Genomic DNA, 22,214 nt, shown 5'->3' on the forward strand with positions numbered 1-22,214 from the left:
TTTAATCACCTTTCTTATCTATAAGCTTTATTCCTCGGGTGTTCCTGCCTTTGTTGGCATTCTCCCCGATAATTTTTTGTATTTCTGCCTCTGCCGACTTAACTTCCTCGTAAAATTCCGCAGCAGATACACGGTATGCCCCGTTTCCGAGAATTATCACCTGCTCCGCTCCGTCCGAGGTGGCAACACGCACTCTGAAATCCTTCGCCAGCTCGTGGGACACCTTTTCGATGTACATATCCGCCGTTTCCGCCTCTTTGGTGTAGACTATGGATATGCCACCCGTCCGCTCAACCTCACGGTGCTCGCCCTTGACCTTGTATGCGTCAAATACCAGAATGACCTCGCACTTTTTATATCCTCTGTAATTGCAGAGGAGCTGTATCAGCCTGCTTCGGGCAAGGTCGAGGTTATCCGCCGCTAATTTTTTAAGCTCCTCCCAGGAGAAAATGATGTTGTAGCCGTCCACAAGCAGATAGGTTGGACCTTGGGGCAGGGGCTTGGGCTTTGATCTTGCAGGCGGCTCATATTCACGTCTCATAGCAGCTCTTGGATTTCGGTCTATTTTTCCGTAGGTGCGCTCGAATATCGCCATAAGTTCATCATCGTCCGCAGGCGTTGATGATATGGTTCGGGAAACCGTTTTTTCTTCCTGCGGCTCCTCGCTTTTAAATGAAATGCCGCTTTCAAGGTGAGCGTAATTTTTCACCTCGTCCCACTTCACCCCGAAGCCTGCTCCGTGGGCGCAGAAAACGCTGTCGGCGGTGTTTTCAAGGTCGCTGTCGGGGTCGTAACCTGTCTTTTCAATGACTTCTTCGGCATTATGGCAGGGGTAATAGCCCTTGAATACGCAGCTCAGCTGCCCCTTGCCCTTGGTATAACCCGAGACGGCGGTGTGGTAATCCGCCATTTCGGATACGGGTGCACTTCCCTTAATGACCGTATTTTCGCCCTCATTTTCGGGTGATGAAAACTCTGCTCCCATCTGCTGAAGATCATTTAGCGCCCTGCCCGTACATTCACGGGGTATTCGCAGGGTAAAGCTGTAAAACGGCTCAAGAAGCACACTTTCGGCACAACGCAGTCCCATTCGCACAGCCCTGTATGCCGCCTGCCTGAAATCTCCGCCTTCTGTATGCTTGAGGTGTGCCTTTCCCGTTACAAGAGTTATCTTCATATCGGTCACGGGCGAGCCTGTGAGTACGCCTATGTGGGTCTTGTCGTGAAGATTTGAGAGAATGAGCCTTTGCCAGTTTCTGTCAAGAACGTCCTCGGAGCATTCGGAGCTGATAACAAGTCCGCTGCCCGCAGGCAATGGCTCCATCAGCAGATGGACCTCCGCATAATGTCTCAGCGGCTCATAGTGGCCTATCCCCACCACGGGAGCGGCAATTGTCTCCCTGTAGGCAATGCTTCCTCTGTCAAAGCTTACCTCCGTACCGAAACGCTCTTTTATCACCGCCGTGAGGATCTCCAGCTGTATCTTGCCCATAAGGCTCACGTGTATCTCACTCAAACGTCCGTCAAAGCTTACGTGGAGGGTGGGGTCCTCCTCCTCGAGAAGGAGCATATTCTTATACATCGTGTGGACGTCAGTACCGTCGGGGAAGATCAGTCTGTAGCTTAAAACAGGTGTGAGCAGAGGAGACACTCCGTCTGTTTCTGTGCCTATCCCCTGCCCCGCATAGGTCTTTGAAAGTCCTGCGGCGGCTACAAGAGAGCCTGCAAAGGCGGTATCGGGAGATGTGAATTTCGCTCCCGAATATATCCTGAGTGCTGTGACCTTTTCACCGTCTATCTCGGAGCGGACTTTAAGGCTGCCCCCGGTTATCTTCATATGGGTAAGGCGGAGATTGTTTTCGGTGGTTATCTTATATACCCTCGCTCCGAACTCCTCACCATACTTGGCCTCTTTGGCGTATTCCGATATGCCTGAAAGCAGTTCCTTTATCCCCGTAAGCTTCAGCGCCGAGCCGAAATAGCAGGGGAAAACATTCCTTCGTGAAACCGCTTCTTGGATATTTTCATCGGGTATCTCTCCCGTTTCAAGAAAGCTGTTCATCATATCCTCGTCAAGGTCGGCAAGGCTTTCGTAAAATGCTGACTTGTCCTCTCTCGGCGTAAAATCGGTTATCCTGTCCGAAAGCTTTGCTTTAAGCTCCCGCAGCAGATAATCTCTGCCGAGGACGGTAATGTCCATTTTGTTCACGAAAATAAACACGGGTATATTGTATCTTGCCAGCAGCCGCCAGATAGTCTCGGTATGGCTCTGCACCCCGTCAATGCCGCTTATCACAAGTATGGCGCAGTCAAGAACTGACAATGCTCTTTCAGTTTCGGCAGAAAAATCCGTATGCCCCGGAGTGTCAAGGAGAGTGTATTCGCTGTCACCCATACGCATTACCGCCTGCTTTGCAAAGACGGTTATGCCACGGCTGCGCTCTATGGCGTGAGTATCCAGAAAGGAGTCCCGTTTGTCTACACGTCCCAGCTTTCTCAGCTCGCCGCTTATATATAGCATTGCTTCGGAGAGGGTGGTCTTTCCTGCGTCCACGTGGGCGGTCATTCCGATCACAAGTCGTTTCATTTCTTCATTCCTAAACAAAAAATTTCAATATTATTATACCACGGCGGGAGATAATCGTCAAGCAAAAAAGCCGCCGCACAGAAATTTGTGCGGCAGCCTGCTTAAAATATGGAGAGAAAATTACTTGAGAACGATGAGGTAAGGACCGCCTGCGGTTACGGAGAATGTGCAGGAACCATCGGACTGTACCTTTGCCTTGTCAACACCCTTGAGGGAGTTGGAATCGGGATCGTAGCGGTATACGACTGCTACGCAGCCTGCACGCTTATCGGAAAATCTTACTGTAACGCTTGCCTCGGAGCCAAAGCTGCTGTAATCGTTGGAGATACCGATCTGAGCCTTGGAAACAGCGTCCTTTGAAGCCTTTTTAACAAGAGTATTGGGGATATAATCAATGTTGTACTTGGTGTAGATGATCATATCCTGTGCGGTATCAACATCCTTGCCGTTGATAGTCCACTTAACTCCGTTGTCAAGAACGAATGTAACGCTTACATTCTTGCCGTCAAGAGCCTTGAGAACGTCCTTGGAGATAGTGCTTGCGCCGTTCATATCGACCTTGATGTTTGAACCCTTGGAAGCAGCTTCGATGTACTTGATAACAGTACTCCAGCCTGCTTTCTTCTTATTGCCGTAGATATAAGGCTCGCCGTCCTCAGCTTCCTTGGTGGAAGTTGTTACCTTATTTGTATTCAGAAGATCGTTGCGGAGAGCATAGTAAGGATCAATATATCCGTAATATCCGTAGTAGTTGGTGTATGCGTTGCCGTAGTAGTTATAGGGAACATAAGTGATATCTGTTCCGAGAGCGGTTCCGCCTGCTGCCTTTGCAGCTTCAAGTGTGCCGTAGTATGTGCCGTTGTAGTAGTAATAGTAGCCTACACGCTCGGTGTTGCCGTAGGGAGAATAGTAGATATCAACGCCTACTGTACCGCCTGCGTCCTTAGCAGCCTGGAGTGAAGGATAAGCAACTCCGTTGTAGTAGTACTTGTAGATAGAGCCGAGTGCTGCGGTGGAAGAATTGGTGTAGAGATATCCTACAGGAACAACGTAAGACGAAATGCCCTTTGAAGCTGACAGAGCAGCTGCATAAGTGCTGTAGTACTTGCCTGTGTAGGAGCTGTAGAAATAACCGTAGCCATTGCTGTATCCATAGTAATCATACCAGTAATCGCCGCCCATATAGCTTACCTTGGAAGAGTCGCCTCTGGAAGCATTAAGAGCAGCCTGATATGTGCTGTAGTAAAGACCTGTGTAAGAGCTGTAGTAAAGGTTATCTCTTGCTACAGAGCCTACGTATGTTACATACTTTGCCTGACCGCCTGCTGCGGTAAGAGCCTCAGAGTAAGTTGTATAGTACTTGCCGTTAAGAGAGCAGTAGTAGCCTGTTCCGCTGGTATAATAGTTGTTGTTGATGTAGTAGCTGCCAACATAGATCTCAACAGGATTTTTAACGCCTGCTGTTATAGCGTCGTCCTTGGTATCATAATATTTCTTGGCTACAGGGTCGTAATATTTAAGCTTTGCGCCGGAAGGGATCATTGAATAGGGAACGGATTCATAAGCACCAAGATTGTTGCCTGCGGCAGCTGCTGCGTCAGCAGGGCTGGAATAATAGATCCCGTTGTAATAGTAAAAATAATTCTGAACGGCGGAAGCGCTGAATGCCATTGCCTGTGTTGCCATCAGAAGAGCTGCGGCAGCGGCGGCTATAGACTTAGTCAGTTTCTTGCTCATTGTTAAAATCTCCTTTGCATTTTTATAAAAATATTTTTTTGCATAATAAAACAGGTACAGTATGACCGTACTTATTCTAATTCAAATACATTATAACACATATTTCCTCAGTTGCCAATAGTTTTTTTAACAAAATTTATTACAATTTGGTTACAGTTTATTGTCATTATGGTTATTTATCCCGTGAATAACCTGTTATTTCACGTCAAAAATATATTATATAAAAATTTTCCGAAAGGCTGTGCTTATATGGAACGGATCGCATTTTTTGATACCAAGCCCTACGACAGGGAGCATTTCGACAAAATAAACAAAAGCTTTGACATTCACTATTTCGAGGATAAGCTCTCTCCCGAGACCGCCGCTCTTGCCGACGGGTGCAGGGCAGTTTGTGCATTTGTGAACGACTGCCTTGACAGCAGGGTCATCGGGGAGCTGACGAAACGGGGCGTGAAGCTATTGCTTATGCGCTGTGCAGGCTATAACAACATCGACCTGAAATACGCTTCGGGCAAGCTCACTATCCTGCGGGTACCCGCCTATTCCCCCTATGCGGTGGCGGAGCACGCAATGGCTCTGATACTGCTCCTTAACCGCAAGATACACAAGTCATATCTCAGGACACGTGACTACAATTTCAGCATAAACGGCCTTACGGGCTTTGATCTTCACGGCAAGACCGCAGGGGTCATCGGTACGGGAAAGATAGGTCAGGTTTTTATCGACATCTGCAAGGGTTTCGGTATGAGGGTGCTTGCATATGACCCGTTCCCTAATGAAAAAGCCGCTTTGGAAAAGGGTTTTGAGTATACGGACAAGGACAGGCTGTTTTCCGAAAGCGATATCATCTCACTCCATTGTCCGCTGACCAAGGACACCCGTTATATCATTGACGAGGACAGCCTGCGGAAAATGAAACACACCGCTTACATCGTGAACACCTCAAGAGGCAAGCTTATCGACAGCGAGTCACTTCTCAGGGCGCTAAGGGAAAAGCGTATCGGTGCGGCGGGGCTTGACGTTTATGAGGAGGAGACGGACGTTTTCTACGAGGACCGCTCGGGGGACATCATTGACGATGAGACCCTTTCCCTGCTTATCTCAATGCCCAATGTGATAATAACCTCCCATCAGGCTTTCCTCACCGAAGAAGCTCTGAATGCCATTGCACAGGTGACCCTTTCCAATGCGGAGGAGTTTTTCTCCGGGGCGGAGAAGTTTACAAACGAGGTAGTTTACGGAATGTAAATTATGTACCGTCCGCAGGATTGACGTGTACCATAATGTGCTTTACCTTGGGAAATTCCTGCTCTATTGCGGTGTGTACCCCTTCGGCAACATCGTGGCTTTCACGGAGAGTCCTGCTGCCGTCTGCGCTTATCTCGATATCCGCATATATCTTGTTTCCGAACACCCTGGTGGTAAGCTTATCTACTCCCATAACGCCATTCTGCGCCAGGACACATTCCTTTATTGCCTGTTCGGTGTCCTTGTCGCAGGAATGGTCTACCATTTTCTCAACAGCGTCCTTGAAAATATCATAGGCTGCTTTCACGATGAACAGGCAGATAACAAGGCTCGCTATGGAATCAAGCACAGGCATTCCCATTCTTGAGCCTGCTATGCCGATAAGTGCGCCCACCGAGGATAATGCATCGCTCCTGTGGTGCCAGGCGTCTGCCATTACAGCGCCGGAATCCAGCTTTACGGCGTAGTATTTCGTGTAGTGGAACATTGCCTCTTTGACAACAATGGAAATGATCGCCGCCGCAAGAGCAAGGACTCCCGGTACCGCAAGCTCGCTGTAGCTGCCCGAGGTGATATTTTCCACCGCTCCTGCGCCGATGAAAAGTCCTGTGATAAGCAGTACCACCGCAAGGACTATCGCCGCCACGCATTCAAGCCGTTCGTGACCGTAAGGGTGATCGTCATCGGATTCACGTGCCGAAAGCTTGACGCCGATTATTACTATGATACTGCTGAATACGTCCGAAGCGGAATGAACGGCGTCGCTGACCATTGCTCCCGAATGTGCGATAATTCCCGCAAGAAGCTTGAACACAGAAAGCAGGATATTTCCCACAATGCTGACTGCGGACACCTTAACCGCTGTTTTCTCAAAGTTCATTTCGGGGCTGATAGTTTCTTTTACTTTTTTCTGCATAATTATGACCTCCTGATAATTTTTCGACATTTCAGGGGTATACAAAAACACCCCCGAAACCAGTAATTTGTAACTACTGTCCCGTGGGTGTGAATTTCCACTGTCACTATCGTGACCCGACTGGGAGCAACGCTCCTGTCTGTTCAGTTTGTACTGTAGATTGGTATGCAGTGCAAAGAGTTTTATGTTTCAAGTATTATAGCATTTATTTTTTCCTTTGTCAAGTATTTTTTCAAAAAAAATCTGCTGCCACCGAAAAATATCGGAGGCAGCAGAATATTATTTGAATTTTACGGTCATTCAGCAAGCAGCTTCTCGGCAGAGGCAAGCTTTACGCAGATGCAGAAAAGCTCCATTGCCTTGCGGAGGTCTTCAACGGGGGGATAGGAAGGCGAGAGACGGATATTTCTGTCCTCGGGGTCCTTCTTGTAGGGGAAGGTAGCGCCTGCGCCTGTGAGGACTACGCCGCCCTCTTTGCAGAGCCTTGCAACTTCCTTTGCACAGCCGTTCATTGTATTTACCGAAATGAAGTAGCCGCCCTTGGGAACGTTCCAGGTAAGGATATCAAGGTCACCAAGCTTCTCGGTGAGCATTTTTATTACCATATCGAACTTGGGCGCAAGGATAGCCTTGTGCTTTTCCATATATGCCTTCAGTCCCTCTGCGTCCTTGAAATAGCGGACGTGGCGGAGCTGATTTACCTTGTCGTAGCTGATGTTCTGCATACCGAGAAGCTTTGTTATCTGAGCGATGTTGTTCTCGGAGGCAGCCATTACCGCAACGCCTGCGCCTGGGAAGGTTATCTTTGAGGTTGAAGCAAACTCGAATATCATATCCTCGTTTCCGCACTTCTTAGCCTCGTCAAAGATGTTGAGAATGCTGTCGTGGTCGTCATTGAGGTGGTGTATGCAGTATGCATTATCCCAGAAAATTCTGAAATCCTCTGCGGCGGGCTTTAATGCGGCAAAGCGCTTTACTGTCTCGTCTGAATAGGTGTAGCCGTCGGGATTCGAGTACATAGGAACGCACCAGATACCCTTTATCTCGGGGTCTGAGGACACAAGCTTCTCCACCATATCCATATCGGGGCCTGCAGGGGTCATAGGAACGTTTATCATCTCAACGCCGAATGTCTCGGTAATGGAGAAGTGGCGGTCATAGCCGGGAACCGGGCATAAAAACTTTACCTTATCGCACTTGCCCCAAGGCTTCTTGCTGCCGTAAACGCCGAACTGCATTGCTCTTGCAACGGAGTCGTACATAAGGGTAAGGCTTGAGTTTCCGCCAACGATAATGTTTGCGGGTGTTACGCCCAAAAGGTCGGCAAAAAGCTTCTTTGCTTCGGAAATGCCTGTAAGGAAGCCGTAGTTGCGGACATCAACGCCGTCTGCGTCGATAAGGCTTGACTTGCTGTTTAACACATCGAGCATAGGCATACTGAGCTCAAGCTGCTCTGCGCAGGGCTTTCCTCTTGACATATCAAGCTTTAATCCCTGAGCCTTGAAAGCCTCGTATTCCTTTTTGCACTCGTCTCTGAAGGCTTCAAGCTGAGCCTTGTTCATATCCTTTAATGACATAATTAAACTCCTTTCGTGAGAGTTTTGTGGTTTCCGTAAGGAAATTTCGGTCGGCAGACCGAAAAACAAAACTCGGTTTGAAAATCTTTGATTTTCAAACATTCTCCCTTTCAAATCTTTCAAATCTTTCATTGCAGGTTCGGTTGCTCCTGCATTTTTCCCTTATTATATAATATATCATTCGGCGGACTTTTGCAAGCGTTTTAAAAAAGTCCGTCAAATTGTTTTCACTTTATACACAATTGTCCTTGTATGGCGGACAATAATAATCGGGGTGTAATCGAAGAATTTACAGTTTACATCAAATCATAATCCCCGTATTATACATCACAGCGTACAGTACAGATTTGTTTCCCAGGCAGGGATATACATAAGATGCCTGATATAAAGCTTTAGTTCGGGATTTATCTTATGAACCTTGAGGGGCAGCTCAAAAATATCCCCGTTTCGGTGATAAAGGGCGCAGATAAGCCTGCTGCCCGATTTCAATGAACCTTGGCAGCCTTCAAGCGCTTCGGCTTCCGCACCTTCAACGTCCATTTTTATAAGAGTGGCGTTATGACAAAGGCTGTCTCCCGTTACTCCCCTGACGGTTTTAAGCTTTACGCCGCTGCCGTCTGTGAGCTTGGAATTTCGTCCCGAACGGTCGGAAAAGGTGAGATCGGTGTTTTCATTCCACGCTGCGGCATTTACGAGGGTGATATTTTCCATTCCCTCGGTATTTTTCGTAAGCTTTCGGAAATTTCGTGTATCGGGCTCAACGGCATAGATATGCTCATATTTCCCGTTTGTAAGCTCGGATAATTCAATGACAGTATCGCCGTTGTATGCGCCCATATCAATATAACGCTCGGAATGGCTGAGTGGTATGATGTTCTGCCATATATCCGATTTTTCCGATGTACAGCGGTGAAGATAATCTATCTTGCCGCTTATGCGGAAATTGATGATATCCGCAAATGTTTGCTTTGAAATATCGTCCGCAAGGATATCGTAGACCTTCTGAATTTTTTCGGCGTTCTCTATGCAATATTCATAGGTAAAAAGCCCCTCGCCCACAACGGGAACGTCGGGGGCAAGGAGAGTATGCCGCTCTGCGATCTCCGAAATGCGGCGGTAAAGGCTTTCGTATCCCGCTCCGAAGGCAAGGACGATTATAAAATCATCAATGAGATTTTCTATCTGTGAGAGGGAATGGACAAGGTGTCCTTTGAAATAATGCCCTCTGACGAACTCGTCGCTGGCGAAAAATCCTGCCGTGGGAATGCCGTACTGCTCGAAAGCCCTGAGAATTTTCTCCGCACCGTCACCCATTCCGTAAATGAATATGGGCAGATCGGTTTTTTTGAGAAAGTCCCAGGAATTTTCCTTTTCGGTGATAAAATCAAGCATCGTTATCGTCCCCGTCGGGGAAATGATCGCAGTCGTGGGGAGGACGTCCACCCGATATCATATCTCTGCCCCTGATACTGTAGGCGTCACGCTGTTTTTCCACCTGCTCGTCAAGGAGCTGCAGGAATTTCCTGGGTGCTTTTATGGACTTTACCTCTTTCTGAGGTGTGTCAACGTCCTTTACGTTTATTATTACGGTACCGCAGCCGAAAAGTCTCTGACCAAAGGGCAGGACAAGCTTTTTATCGTTTACACGGTAAAGGTCGAACTCGTCCTCCTCGATACTCAGAAAGCCCTTTCGGGTGATGAATTTCTTCTCGGTGAGAAAATATCTTGTAAAGGAAATGGGCAGTCCGAAGATAGTCCGCTTCTTGTCTGTCCAGATATAGTCAAAGTCGGCTTTCATAGGCGGGTTTTCCTTTCTTTGAAAAATTTGGTCTGATATGTATTGACTTTTAGCTGGTTTGTGCCATAAAGCAATATGGGAATTGTTACTGCTCTTGAACCCATAGCAATGCGCCACGGGCGCATTGTGTTAAGGGTTGCGACCCTTAACAATCCCAAGGAAGGGGAACGCCCTCTATCGCAGGGCGGGGCTTGGAACAAGACCTATCCCCTCTTTTGAAAACAGTCCACAGGACTGTTTTCAATTCACCCCTTTGCGGAGCTCTTGCAAGGATAAGGAGTTTCGCCCTCTGCGGAGGGCGACCAAAGGGCGCCTCCCTTTGGAAACCTGCAAGCCTTTGGAAAAGGCTTGAGCGAAACTTTTACCTTTTGGGTTCCGTTAGTTTGTGAGAGCCGCCATTGCTCTCTTGCCGATATCGTGACGGTAATGTGCATTCTCAAAGGATATCTTCTCCACCGCCTTATAAGACTTCTCCAATGCTTCGGGAAGTGTATCGCCCGTTGCGGTAACGCCGATAACACGTCCGCCGTTGGTATAGAACTTACCGTTTTCGTACTTTGTTCCTGCGTGGTAGACAAATGCTCCGTCCACCTGTCCCTTATCGTCCATTCCGCTCATCTCAAGTCCCTTGGGATATGACTGAGGATATCCTCCCGATGCCATTACTACGCAGGTACAATACTCCTTCTTCCACTTGATATCCACGTCTGCAAGTGTGCCGTTGTAGATAGCTTCGAATATCTCACAGAGGTCGCCGTCAAGGAGAGGCAGGACTACCTGTGTTTCGGGGTCGCCGAAGCGGCAGTTATACTCAATTACCTTGGGTCCCTTGGGGGTTATCATAAGTCCGAAGTAGAGGCAGCCCTTGAAGGTTCTGCCCTCGGCGTTCATTGCGTTCATTGTGGGCAGGAATATTTTCTCCATACACTCCTTTGCAACTTCCTCGGTGTAGTAGGGGTTGGGAGCCACGGTGCCCATTCCGCCTGTATTAAGTCCCTCGTCGTTATCATAGGCACGCTTATGGTCCATTGAGGAGATCATAGGAACGATGGTCTTGCCGTCTGTGAATGAGAGTACGGACACCTCGGGGCCTGTGAGGAATTCCTCGATAACAACGGTTGCGCTGCTGTCGCCGAACTGTCTGCCGTCTATCATTGACTTAACGGCTTCAACGGCTTCCTCCTCGTTCTGAGCGATTATTACGCCCTTGCCCAGAGCCAGACCGTCAGCCTTGATAACAGCGGGATAGCTGTTCTGCTTCTTGAGGTATGCGATGGCAGCCTCGCTGTCGGAGAACACCTCGTAAAAAGCGGTGGGGATATTGTATTTCTTCATAAGCTCCTTGGAGAACACCTTGCTGCCCTCGATAATTGCGGCTGCTTTATTGGGACCGAAGGTCATTATGCCCTCTGCGTTAAGTGCGTCCACCATTCCCATTACAAGGGGGTCGTCGGGGGCTACGGCTACCATATCGACTTTCAGTCTCTTGGCAAGTGCAACAACGCCCTCGATATCCGTTGCCTTTACGTCAAAGCACTCCGCATAGCGGGAAATGCCGCCGTTTCCGGGGGTGCAGTACAGCTTTTCTACCTTGGGAGACTCGGCAAGCTTCATAATGATAGCGTGCTCACGTCCGCCGCCGCCTACTACTAATATTTTCATTTTATCAAGTCCTTTCGGGTTCGGTTTCGGATATTTTTTCATTCTCGGGTACGCTGTGATTTTTGGCGTATGCATAAACTGCGGAAGCGGCTATGGTCATTATCGCCGCTCCGTAAAGAGGCCAGGACAGTATATTTACCACGCTTGCATATATGCTCATCTGAGCCACCTTATCCACTCCCAGCAGGGTCAGCTGCATTGTCTGTATGGCATTGGAGCAGTAGACAGCTCCGGGCAGCACAGCGGTCGCCGCTGCAGATACAGTAAGGGGCATATACACGGCCTTGCCCTTGGAGATAAGCGCATTTGCGGCGGTTATGGCTACATTCGCTATGCACATAATTATTGCCGAATAAAGCACTACCTTTTCGCCGGAAACATCAAGCTGTCCGTCCGACATATTTGAAACGATATTATTCTGGAACAGGCTTGAAAACAGGAGCAGCCACGCCCAGACGATAAGTATTATCTGAGATATCATTGCGGCTGTTTTTACGGATCTCGGTGCCTTGAAATTGTCCATAGTATCAGTCCTTTCCGCATTATTTCAGAACAATAGTGTTAAGTACATCTTTCTTAAAACGGGAACGAGATGGATACCGAAATTATCGGTATCCCATCCTCATTCCCGAAATTATCAATGATGGAAAAGTCTTATGCCTGTGAATGCCATTGCAATGTTGTACTTATTGCAGGTCTCGATAACATTGTCGTCACGGATAGAACCGCCGGGCTGAGCAATGTACTCTACGCCCGATTTATGCGCTCTTTCGATATTGTCGCCGAAGGGGAAGAATGCGTCAGAGCCGAGGGCCACGCCTGTGTTTTTTGCAAGCCACTCCTTCTTCTCCTCACGGGTAAGCACCTCGGGCTTCTCGGTGAACACCTTCTGCCACTCGCCCTCTCTCAGCACGTCCTCGTACTCGTCGCCGATGTAAACGTCAATTGCGTTGTCACGGTCGGCACGTCTTACATCGTCCTTGAAGGGGAGAGCCATTACCTTGGGGTTCTGTCTGAGCCACCAGTTATCAGCCTTCTGTCCTGCAAGACGTGTGCAGTGGATACGGGACTGCTGTCCTGCGCCGATGCCTATTGCCTGACCGTCCTTTACGTAGCAGACGGAGTTGGACTGGGTGTATTTAAGGGTAATGAGGGAGATGAGCAGGTCTCTCTTCTTATCCTCGGGGATATTCTTGTTGTCGGTAACGACATTGTCAAGGAGGGCATTGTTGATATCAAGCTCGTTTCTGCCCTGCTCGAAGGTAATGCCGAACACCTGCTTGCGCTCGATAGGCTCGGGAACGTAGCTCTCGTCGATTTTGATGATGTTGTAGGTTCCCTTTCTCTTGGACTTGAGTATCTCAAGAGCCTCGTCGGTATAGCCGGGAGCGATAACGCCGTCGGAAACCTCTCTCTGAATCATCTTTGCGGTGCATACGTCGCATACATCGGAAAGGGCGATAAAGTCGCCGTAGGAGGACATTCTGTCAGCGCCTCTTGCTCTTGCATATGCGCAGGCAAGGGGTGAAAGCTCGCCAAGGTCGTCTACCCAGTAAATTTTCTTGAGCGTGTCCGAAAGAGGCTCGCCTACTGCTGCGCCTGCGGGGGAAACGTGCTTGAAGGAGGTTGCGGCGCAAAGTCCTGTTGCCTTTTTAAGCTCACGTACCAGCTGCCAGCCGTTGAAAGCATCAAGGAGATTTATATAGCCGGGCTTGCCGTTTAATACCTCAATGGGCAGCTCGCCGTTTTCGATAAAAATTCTTGAGGGCTTCTGATTGGGGTTGCAACCGTATTTTAACTGCATTTCCTGTGACATATTCTTATCCTCCAATTATTATTAAGTTTATTCGCTCTTGGCGTACTTGTTGATTATTCTTGACTCGTATTTGCCTGTGGCAATGTCGATATATCTTACGAAAAGGGAGACCTTGTTGTCCTCATTGAGAGCATTCCAAAGCTTATCTGCAAATGCGTCAATGCTGTCGTTTCCTATCTCCACTTTTTTAGGCTCGCCCTCAAAGCTGGGGAGAGGGTTTCCGTCGCCCATATAGGTGTGGATAAAATGTCCCACGCCGTTTAACGGAGAGCTGTAGCTGAATGTAAATCTCTCACGGCAGTCGGGATTTCCGTCTGCGGACTTGAGAATGGACATTGCGTAGTTGTACTCACCGTTTCCGATGTGCATAATGCCGGAGATCCTGGGGGTGTAGTTGGGAGCGTCGTCCTCGTATTCACGTGTTCTGAGGGACTGCTCGAAGGTCTGCTGCTTATCCATAAGCTCGTAAATAGTATCGGTCTGGTCGCCGTTTGTTACGATGGTCTTATTGCCAAGCACTCTTACGGGAGAGTAGATGATAAGATGGGGGTCGGAAAGCTTTGAGGGGTCTGCAGCTTCGGTCTTGATGCCGTCCTCTGTTTCGGTAAATACACGATTGCGGGAATTAACGCTTCTGCCCATTATAAAATAGGCTGTTACTGCGGTCTTTCCGTCTGCAGACCTGCCGATAACAATTCCTCTGCCGGGGTATGCGTTTGATTTAAGCTCGTTTTCAAGAGATAATGTTTTCATCTTTATGACATTCCTTTCGCCTGTTATTCTTCAGCGTATGCCACGCCGTTTTCTATGCGTATCTTATCCTCGCAGAGCAGGGAGACTGCCTTGGGAAGTATCTTCCACTCTGCCTGCTCCATTACCCTGCGCTGAAGTATTTCGGGGGTGTCGCCGCCAAGCACTTCGACCGCTTTCTGCAGGATTATAGGACCTCCGTCGCAGACCTCGGTAACAAAATGTACGGTGGCTCCCGTTACCTTCACGCCCCTTGCAAGTGCTTCCTCGTGGACTTTAAGTCCATAGTAGCCCTTTCCGCAGAATGAGGGGATAAGTGCGGGGTGGACATTGACCATTTTATATGGGTATGCCTTGCAAACCTGCTCATCGAGAATGGTCATAAAGCCTGCATAGACTATGATGTCCGCATTCTCTGCCTTGAGAGTATCGAGCATTGCTTTGCTGTATTCGTGGCTGTCCGAATAGTCCTTTCTGGGGAGAACTATGCCCTTGATACCGTTCTGTGCCGCTCTTTCAAGTGCGTATGCGCCCTCCTTGGAAGAGATGACGCAGGTTATTTTTCCGCCCTTAATCTCTCCACGTTTTTCGGCATCAATAAGCGCCTGGAGATTGGTCCCGCCGCCCGATACAAGTACGACTATATTTTTCATATGCATACTGCCTTTCGTGTTAATCAAAAAATCCATTTTCGCCCGAGTCATCATTTATCTCACCCGAGGCTTTGAAGCTGTACACCGCCGCAGCTATATAAAGTGCGTCTCCGAAAAGGGAAAATGCCGCCATACCGTTCAAAAGTCCCTTCATAGAGTTTTCCGCAGCGCCGAATATCTCGCCGATAAAGCCGAACATCCCCCCTGCAAGCAGGAGAAGCAGGGCAAATATAACGCTTCCTATAAAGGACACCACATACAGCGCTCCTGCGGCTTTTGCGCCGTTCTTTTTCGGCTTGCCGTATATTATCCAGCTTATTATAGCTCCGATTATGCCCGGGAGGTTCAGCGAGCATATTGACCACACAAGGGCGATTGAGCCTGCCGCAACGGCTTTTTTAAGATTTGGATTATTATTCATATTGTCTGCCCCTTAATCAAATGCGGCTGTAAGCTATTGCCACAGCCGCATATCGGCATATTTATCAGCAGATGATAACGCCCTCGTCGCTTTCTACAAGCTCGCCCATTACATAGGCTTCCTCGCCTGCTGCCTTGATTGCACTTATTGCCTTGTCAGCGTCGTTCTTGTCGACCACAACTGCCATTCCAACGCCCATATTAAATGTATTGAACATATCTCTCTCGGGAATTTTGCCCGTTTTTGCGATAAGGTCGAAAATGGGCAGCACCTGTACTGCGCTTCTCTCGATCTTTGCGGAGAGACCTGCGGGGAGAGAACGGGGAATGTTCTCATAGAAACCGCCGCCTGTGATATGGCTGATGGATTTTACATTAACAGCGTCAAGCAGGCTCATTACTGCCTTTACATAGATCTTTGTGGGGGTAAGGAGACAGTCACCGAGAGTTGTTCCCAGGTCGGACTGATGTCTTGCAAGGTTCTGCTCTGTAACGGAGAACACCTTTCTTACGAGAGAAAATCCGTTGGAGTGAACGCCGCTGGACTTGATGGCGATCATTACATCGCCCGGCTTCTGAGTTGTGGGGTCGAGGATCTTGTCCTTGTCAACCACGCCTACGGTGAAGCCTGCAAGGTCATACTCGTCCTCGGGCATAAGACCGGGGTGCTCTGCAGTCTCGCCGCCGATAAGTGCACACTCAGCCTGAACGCAGCCCTCGGCTACGCCCGAAACTATCTGAGCTATCTTCTCGGGGTAATTCTTTCCGCAGGCAATGTAATCGAGGAAAAACTGAGGCTTTGCGCCGCAGCAGATAACGTCGTTGACGCACATTGCCACGCAGTCGATACCTACAGTATCGTGCTTGTCGAGGAGAAATGCTATCTTGATCTTGGTGCCTACGCCGTCGGTTCCCGAAACGAGAACGGGCTTCTTTATGCCTGTAACGTCAAGCTCAAAAAGACCGCCGAAGCCGCCTATTCCCGACATAACGCCCTTTGTCATCGTTCTGGCAACGTGAGCCTTCATAAGCTCTACTGCCTTGTAGCCGGCGGTTACGTCAACGCCTGCTTCCTTGTAGCTTTCGGAAAAACTTTTCATACCTTAATTCAACCTTTCTTGAGAGCCTTGCTCTGTCTGAGAAGGCAGAGAAAGCCCTCTCGGTATTATACTTTCCGCTTTGTTACGTTTGCAGCAGCGGAAAGTATATATCATTTTGCTGATTTCTTGATCTTGAATTCAAACTTATCCTTGGGTATCTCCTTGGGAACGGGAGCAGGATAATTTCCCGTAAAGCAGCCGTCGCAGAACTTGCAGTTATCATTACCCGTAAGGCTGTTTACGGCTTCAACGCTGAGATATCCAAGTGTGTCCGCGCCAATTTCCTTGCATATCTCGGGAATGGACATACGGCAGGCAATAAGGTTCTCCTTGCTGTCGATATCCGTGCCGAAGTAGCAGGGATTTGTGAAGGGAGGACAGGAAATTCTAACGTGTATCTCCTTTGCGCCTGCCTCACGGATAAGGTTTACTATGCGCCTTGAGGTGGTTCCTCTTACGATACTGTCATCTATAAGAACGACCCTTTTACCCTTGACAGTCTCCCTGACCACATTGAGCTTTATTTTGACCGAATTGGTGCGCTCGGTCTGGCTGGGCTGGATAAACGTTCTGCCAACGTAGCGGTTTTTGATAAATCCCACTCCGTAGGGTATGCCCGAGGCATTGGAGAAGCCAAGAGCTGCGTCAAGTCCGCTGTCGGGAACGCCTATTACCACATCTGCATCAACAGGGTGTTCCTTCCAGAGGTATTCACCTGCCTTGAGCCTTGCCATATGAACGCTGGAGCCCTCTATCACCGAGTCGGGACGGGCAAAATACACGTACTCGAAAACGCACATATGAGGCTTGGGGGTTATATGTGTATCAATGGAGCGAAGTCCGTTCTCGTCGATTATAACTATCTCGCCGGGGCGGACATCTCTGTAAAATTCTGCGCCGATACTGTCAAATGCGCAGGTCTCCGATGCAACCACATAGGAGCTGCCAAGTCTGCCGATGGAGAGGGGCTTGAAGCCTATGGGGTCTCTTGCGGCGATGAGCTTCTGAGGGGACATCACCACAAGGGAATATGCTCCCTTTATCTTCTCCATTGCCTTTTCCACCGCTTCCTCGATTGAGGAGCAGACAAGGCGCTGCTCGGTTATTGCATAGGAAATTACCTCGGTATCGTTTGTGCTGTGAAATATTGCGCCTTTAAGCTCATATTCCGTTCTCAGCTCGTATGCGTTGGTAAGATTTCCGTTATGAGCAATAGCAAGGGGGCCTTTCACGTGACGTACTACAAGGGGCTGGGCATTGGAGCGGTTGGAATTGCCCGTTGTGGAATAGCGCACGTGTCCTATGGCGATATTTCCCTCGCCGAGAGCCTCAAGACTGTCCTTATTGAAAACCTCGTGGACAAGTCCTAAGTCCTTGCGATATGTGAAAACGCCCGAGTCGTTAACTACTATGCCGCAGGACTCCTGTCCCCTGTGCTGGAGAGCGTAGAGACCCATATATGTCTGCATAGCAACGCTTGTGTCGTCGGGGCTGTATATGCCGAATACTCCGCATTCTTCGTGGATACCGTTAAACAATCGTTATCAATCCTTTCCGTTCCAGCAATAGCTGCACAGCTTGTCGGCAGGCAGCCCTACTGCACGGACGGTTCCCTCCAGAGACTGGAACTCAAGTGATGTGAGCTTCAGTCTGCGGCAGATCTCGTCTCTGAGCTTCTTTCCCCGCTCTGTTGAGCTATCGCTGTACTCCTCGATATATTTGACGCCGCTGACGCCTTCAAGCTCGTCGATTATTTTGCGTGCAATGAGGTCAAGTTCTGATGTGCTTCTCGAGAAGTTAAGATATTTGCAGCCGTACATAATGGGAGGACAGGCAGATCTCATATGAACTTCCTTGGCGCCGTTGGCGTAAAGGAACTCAACGGTCTCTCTCATCTGTGTACCACGTACAATACTGTCGTCAACAAAGAGCAGCTTTTTTCCCTCGATCAGTTCGTGAACGGGGATAAGCTTCATTTTTGCCACCTGGTTTCGTATTGCCTGATTTTGTGGCATAAAGCTTCTTGGCCAGGTGGGGGTGTATTTGATAAATGGTCTTGCAAAGGGTATGCCGCTGCGGTTTGAATAGCCGATAGCGTGGGGAATTCCCGAGTCGGGAACGCCGCATACGTAGTCAACATCGGGCAGTGCGCCGTTTTTGATATCGGTCTCCGCCATTATCTCGCCGTTTCGGGTACGCATTGTCTCAACGGTAACGCCCTCGTAAACGGAGTTGGGATAGCCGTAATATGTCCACAGGAAGGTGCATATCTTCATATCTGTGTGACCCTCGGCAAGCACCTCGCAGCCGTCGGCGGTGATCTTTACTATCTCCCCGGGAAGAAGCTCACGGTATGTTTCATAACCCAGCTTCTGGAAGGCAAAGGACTCGAAGGAGCAGCAGTAGCCGTCCTCACGTCTGCCGATAATGATAGGCAGTCTGCCCTTTGAGTCTCTTGCGGCGATAATGCCGTCCTCGGTGAGAATGAGCAGGGAAACGGTTCCGTCGATCTTCTCCTGCATATATCTGATACCCTCGGGGAAATTGTCCTTCTGTGCGATAAGTGAGCCGATGATGGAGCTGGAATTTACCTTGCCGCTGCTCATAGCCTCAAGGCTTGCGGAGCAGTCGCTCAGTATCTCGTTTCTCAGTTCCTCGGCGTTATTTATGATACCGATATTGCACACTGCGTAAAAGCCCATTTTTGAGCGCAGCAGGATAGGCTGGGGGTCCGTATCGCTTATGCAGCCGATACAAAGCTTGCCCTCCATTGCAGCAATATCATTTTCAAACTTGGTTCTGAATGGAGAATTTTCAATGCTGTGGATACTGCGCTGAAAGCCTCTCTCGGGGGAATAGGCAGTCATTCCGCCACGGCGGGTGCCGAGGTGAGAGTGGTAGTCAACGCCGAAAAATACGTCACTTATGCAGTCATTCTTTGATGCTGCTCCGAAAAAGCCGCCCATCAGCTTATTCTCCCAGGATACGCTTCATCATTTCCTGATAAGCTTCCTCTACGCCGCCCATATCTCTGCGGAAACGGTCCTTGTCAAGCTTCTCGTGAGTGGTGCTGTCCCAGAAACGGCAGGTGTCGGGAGAGATCTCGTCTGCAAGGAGTATCTGACCGTGGAATCTTCCGAACTCGATCTTAAAGTCGATAAGGTCGATGTTGTGCTCCTTGAAGAACCCCAGCATAAATGCGTTTACTGCAAATGCATACTTGGAAATAGTGTCGATCTCCTCCTGAGTAGCAAGGCCGAGACCGAGAGCGTAGTAGCTATTGATGAAGGGGTCGCCCAGGTCGTCATTCTTGTAGGAAAACTCAAGTGTAGGCTGCTTTAAGGGAGTGCCCTCTGCAATGCCCAGCTTCTTGGAGAAGCTGCCTGCGGCAACGTTTCTTACAATTACCTCAAGAGGAACGATCTCAACCTTTTTAACAATAGTTTCTCTGTCGCTGATCTCCTCAACGAGATGGGTGGGGATACCCTCCTTTTCAAGGAGCTTGAACATAAAGTTTGTCATCTTATTGTTGATAACGCCCTTGCCTTTGATAGTGCCCTTCTTCTCGCCGTTGAATGCGGTAGCGTCGTCCTTGTAGTCAACGATAACATAGTCGGGGTTATTTGTAGCAAAAACCTTCTTTGCCTTGCCTTCGTAAAGCTGCTCGCCTTTGATAATGTTTTCCATAGTATTTATCCTCCTGTATATTTACAAGTTTTATATATTTTAATTTTACAGCTCGTCCACCATTTTCTGAAGCTTTTCGTTCTTTGCCACAACGCCGTCTATCATATCCTGCTTAGCCTTTTCAAGCTTTTCGGAAAGAGCCTCATCGGAGAGAGCAAGCATCTGGATAGCAAGAACTGCCGCATTCTTCGCTCCGTTTACCGCAACGGTGGCAACGGGAATGCCCGAGGGCATCTGAACGGTGGCAAGGAGAGCGTCAAGTCCGTCAAAAGACGACTTTATAGGAATACCGATAACGGGCAGGGTGGTGTGACCTGCAATAACGCCCGCAAGATGAGCCGCCATTCCTGCAGCGCAGATGATAACGCCGAAGCCTTCAGCCTTTGCCTTTGAAGCGAACTCGGATGCAAGCTCGGGGGTACGGTGTGCGGACATAACCTTTGCCTCAACGGGAACGCCGTATTTTTTCAGCTCGGCGATACAGTCCTTTACAATGGGGAAATCGCTGTCAGAACCCATTATTACAGCAACTTTTTTCAACTACATCAATCCTTTCAACCAAAAACAAATAAAACTGCGGCAGTCTGACCACAGTTAATTTTGTTTGTAAAGCTATACAGTTAAAAAAGAGTGCAGAACTCCCGCAGCTCTCAGAACAGGCTGAGAACTCCAGCTCATATACCCTGACATTTTTTTGCAGGTCAGATATACCAAGCTAAACATAACGGAAATTCCTCCACAAGTCTTGTGCCGAAAGCCAAATGGCATAGGCACACTAATACATATATATTGTAACTGATTTGAACGTAAATTGCAAGCCTTTAGGACAAAATATTTTTGGAATTTAAAAATTTTACAAAATCTATGTAATATAAAAATGAGAAAAACGCTGTTAATAGCTGCATAATAAAAAAATATAAATTACCTCTTGCTTTTTTCTGATTTTATGATAAAATAGAAGTATAGAGTGCGGAGTTTTTCCGTACAATTTTAAGGAGGTACATACTATGGCTTACAAAATTTCCGATGACTGCATCAGCTGCGGCGCTTGTGCAGGCGAATGTCCTGTAGGAGCAATTTCCGAGGGCGACGGCAAGTACGTTATCGACGCTGATACCTGCATCGACTGCGGTTCCTGCGAAGGCGTATGCCCCGTTGGCGCACCTCAGGCTGAATAATTAAAGCTTACAGCAAATTTTCAGAGCTTTCGGTTATCCGAAGGCTCTGTTTTTTGCCGTATATAAGCGCAAAAATGCCTCTCCCCGAAGGGAGAGGCATTTATTCTAATAAATTAGAATATTTGTGTTATATCGTAAGATTATTCGTTAACCTTAGTAACAACGCCTGATCCTACTGTACGGCCGCCCTCACGGATAGCGAAACGGAGACCTTCCTCAATAGCGATAGGAGTGATGAGCTCAACGGAGATCTCAACGTTATCGCCGGGCATACACATTTCCTTGTCAGCAGGAAGTGTGATAACGCCTGTAACGTCAGTTGTTCTGAAATAGAACTGAGGTCTGTAGTTGTTGAAGAAAGGAGTATGACGTCCGCCCTCCTCCTTCTTCAGAACGTAAACCTGACCGCTGAACTTGGTGTGGGGGTGAATGGAACCGGGCTTACAAAGAACCTGACCTCTTTCGATCTCAGTTCTCTGGATACCACGGAGAAGTGCACCGATGTTGTCGCCTGCCTCAGCGTAATCGAGGATCTTTCTGAACATCTCGATACCGGTAACAACAGTGCTCTTTGTTTCCTTGATACCAACGATCTCAACAGTATCGTTAGTCTTGAGCTGACCTCTTTCAACTCTACCTGTAGCAACAGTACCACGGCCTGTGATGGTGAATACGTCCTCAACAGGCATAAGGAAGGGCTGATCAGCCTTTCTGTCGGGAGTAGGAATGTAGGTATCAACAGCGTCCATAAGCTTCTTGATGCACTCATACTCGGGAGCGTTGGGGTCTGTGGAAGAAGAGTTAAGAGCCTGGTAAGCAGAACCAATGATGATAGGAGTATCATCGCCGGGGAACTCGTACTTGTCGAGTGTCTCACGGATATCCATCTCAACGAGCTCGAGAAGCTCGGGATCGTCAACCTGGTCAGCCTTGTTCATAAATACAACGATGTAGGGAACGCCAACCTGACGAGCGAGAAGAAGGTGCTCCTTAGTCTGAGCCATAGGACCATCTGTAGAAGCAACAACGAGGATAGCGCCGTCCATCTGAGCAGCACCGGTGATCATGTTCTTAACATAGTCAGC

The 22,214-nt window shown here is 48.6% G+C and carries 20 protein-coding genes and 1 riboswitch; of the genes, 2 read left to right on the plus strand and 18 right to left on the minus strand.

What is annotated here, in order from left to right; genetic code table 11:
- Position 1: 1 nt before the first annotated feature.
- Together ACR0QN_RS09680 and ACR0QN_RS09685 are read right to left on the minus strand one after the other, a co-directional pair.
- Entirely contained in the window at positions 2-2,587 is a 2,586-nt protein-coding gene (locus tag ACR0QN_RS09680) for an NYN domain-containing protein (RefSeq protein ID WP_432651009.1), read from the minus strand.
- A gap of 120 nt (positions 2,588-2,707) precedes the next feature.
- A complete protein-coding gene (locus ACR0QN_RS09685; protein ID WP_432651010.1) occupies positions 2,708-4,324 on the minus strand; it encodes a hypothetical protein in 1,617 nt (538 codons plus the stop codon).
- Between the two features lie 249 nt (positions 4,325-4,573).
- Between ACR0QN_RS09685 and ACR0QN_RS09690 the strand changes: the two genes are divergently transcribed.
- A complete protein-coding gene (locus tag ACR0QN_RS09690) occupies positions 4,574-5,572 on the plus strand; it encodes a 2-hydroxyacid dehydrogenase (protein WP_432651011.1) in 999 nt (332 codons plus the stop codon).
- A 1-nt stretch (position 5,573) separates the two neighbouring features.
- Here the strand turns inward: ACR0QN_RS09690 and ACR0QN_RS09695 are convergent, their stop codons facing one another.
- The 15 genes from ACR0QN_RS09695 to purE form a co-directional block, all read right to left on the minus strand.
- A complete protein-coding gene (locus tag ACR0QN_RS09695) occupies positions 5,574-6,488 on the minus strand; it encodes a cation diffusion facilitator family transporter (RefSeq protein ID WP_432651012.1) in 915 nt (304 codons plus the stop codon).
- A gap of 74 nt (positions 6,489-6,562) precedes the next feature.
- Positions 6,563-6,645, minus strand: a riboswitch (NiCo riboswitch).
- A gap of 139 nt (positions 6,646-6,784) precedes the next feature.
- A complete protein-coding gene (locus tag ACR0QN_RS09700) occupies positions 6,785-8,068 on the minus strand; it encodes an aminotransferase (protein WP_432651028.1) in 1,284 nt (427 codons plus the stop codon).
- A gap of 324 nt (positions 8,069-8,392) precedes the next feature.
- Positions 8,393-9,457 (minus strand): FkbM family methyltransferase, encoded by a 1,065-nt coding sequence (locus tag ACR0QN_RS09705; protein WP_432651013.1) that lies wholly within the window; start codon positions 9,455-9,457, stop codon positions 8,393-8,395.
- Positions 9,450-9,863 (minus strand): PH domain-containing protein, encoded by a 414-nt coding sequence (locus tag ACR0QN_RS09710; protein ID WP_432651014.1) that lies wholly within the window; start codon positions 9,861-9,863, stop codon positions 9,450-9,452. Before ACR0QN_RS09710 ends, ACR0QN_RS09705 begins: the two co-directional genes overlap by 8 nt.
- Positions 9,864-10,241: 378 nt before the next feature.
- Complete coding sequence (gene purD / locus ACR0QN_RS09715) at positions 10,242-11,525, minus strand: phosphoribosylamine--glycine ligase (RefSeq protein ID WP_432651015.1); 1,284 nt, start codon at positions 11,523-11,525, stop codon at positions 10,242-10,244.
- 4 nt (positions 11,526-11,529) lie between these two features.
- Complete coding sequence (locus ACR0QN_RS09720) at positions 11,530-12,048, minus strand: hypothetical protein (RefSeq protein ID WP_432651016.1); 519 nt, start codon at positions 12,046-12,048, stop codon at positions 11,530-11,532.
- 114 nt (positions 12,049-12,162) lie between these two features.
- The gene (locus ACR0QN_RS09725) at positions 12,163-13,341 is read right to left on the minus strand and encodes a phosphoribosylaminoimidazolecarboxamide formyltransferase (protein ID WP_432651017.1); all 1,179 of its coding nucleotides are present in this window, start codon (positions 13,339-13,341) and stop codon (positions 12,163-12,165) included.
- Positions 13,342-13,368: 27 nt separating this feature from the next.
- Complete coding sequence (locus ACR0QN_RS09730) at positions 13,369-14,094, minus strand: IMP cyclohydrolase (protein ID WP_432651018.1); 726 nt, start codon at positions 14,092-14,094, stop codon at positions 13,369-13,371.
- A 23-nt stretch (positions 14,095-14,117) separates the two neighbouring features.
- Entirely contained in the window at positions 14,118-14,744 is a 627-nt protein-coding gene (gene purN, locus ACR0QN_RS09735; RefSeq protein ID WP_432651019.1) for a phosphoribosylglycinamide formyltransferase, read from the minus strand.
- A gap of 19 nt (positions 14,745-14,763) precedes the next feature.
- Entirely contained in the window at positions 14,764-15,165 is a 402-nt protein-coding gene (locus tag ACR0QN_RS09740; protein WP_432651020.1) for a hypothetical protein, read from the minus strand.
- Positions 15,166-15,229: 64 nt separating this feature from the next.
- On the minus strand, positions 15,230-16,264 hold the full coding sequence (gene purM, locus ACR0QN_RS09745; RefSeq protein ID WP_432651021.1) for a phosphoribosylformylglycinamidine cyclo-ligase: 1,035 nt from the start codon (positions 16,262-16,264) through the stop codon (positions 15,230-15,232).
- Between the two features lie 110 nt (positions 16,265-16,374).
- Entirely contained in the window at positions 16,375-17,802 is a 1,428-nt protein-coding gene (gene purF / locus ACR0QN_RS09750) for an amidophosphoribosyltransferase (RefSeq protein WP_432651022.1), read from the minus strand.
- Between the two features lie 6 nt (positions 17,803-17,808).
- The gene (locus ACR0QN_RS09755; RefSeq protein WP_432651023.1) at positions 17,809-19,230 is read right to left on the minus strand and encodes an amidophosphoribosyltransferase; all 1,422 of its coding nucleotides are present in this window, start codon (positions 19,228-19,230) and stop codon (positions 17,809-17,811) included.
- A gap of 4 nt (positions 19,231-19,234) precedes the next feature.
- Positions 19,235-19,951 carry a phosphoribosylaminoimidazolesuccinocarboxamide synthase gene (gene purC / locus ACR0QN_RS09760; protein WP_432651024.1) on the minus strand — a complete coding sequence of 239 codons (717 nt, stop codon included), beginning with the start codon at positions 19,949-19,951 and terminating at the stop codon, positions 19,235-19,237.
- Between the two features lie 45 nt (positions 19,952-19,996).
- Positions 19,997-20,491 carry a 5-(carboxyamino)imidazole ribonucleotide mutase gene (gene purE, locus ACR0QN_RS09765; protein WP_432651025.1) on the minus strand — a complete coding sequence of 165 codons (495 nt, stop codon included), beginning with the start codon at positions 20,489-20,491 and terminating at the stop codon, positions 19,997-19,999.
- Between the two features lie 467 nt (positions 20,492-20,958).
- Between purE and ACR0QN_RS09770 the strand changes: the two genes are divergently transcribed.
- A complete protein-coding gene (locus ACR0QN_RS09770) occupies positions 20,959-21,129 on the plus strand; it encodes a DUF362 domain-containing protein (RefSeq protein WP_432651026.1) in 171 nt (56 codons plus the stop codon).
- A 140-nt stretch (positions 21,130-21,269) separates the two neighbouring features.
- Here the strand turns inward: ACR0QN_RS09770 and tuf are convergent.
- Positions 21,270-22,214 (minus strand): elongation factor Tu (gene tuf, locus ACR0QN_RS09775; RefSeq protein WP_432651027.1); only part of this gene is annotated, 945 nt, incomplete at its 5' end.

It is taken from the genome of Huintestinicola sp. (assembly GCF_050874005.1).
GTDB lineage: Bacteria > Bacillota > Clostridia > Oscillospirales > Ruminococcaceae > Huintestinicola.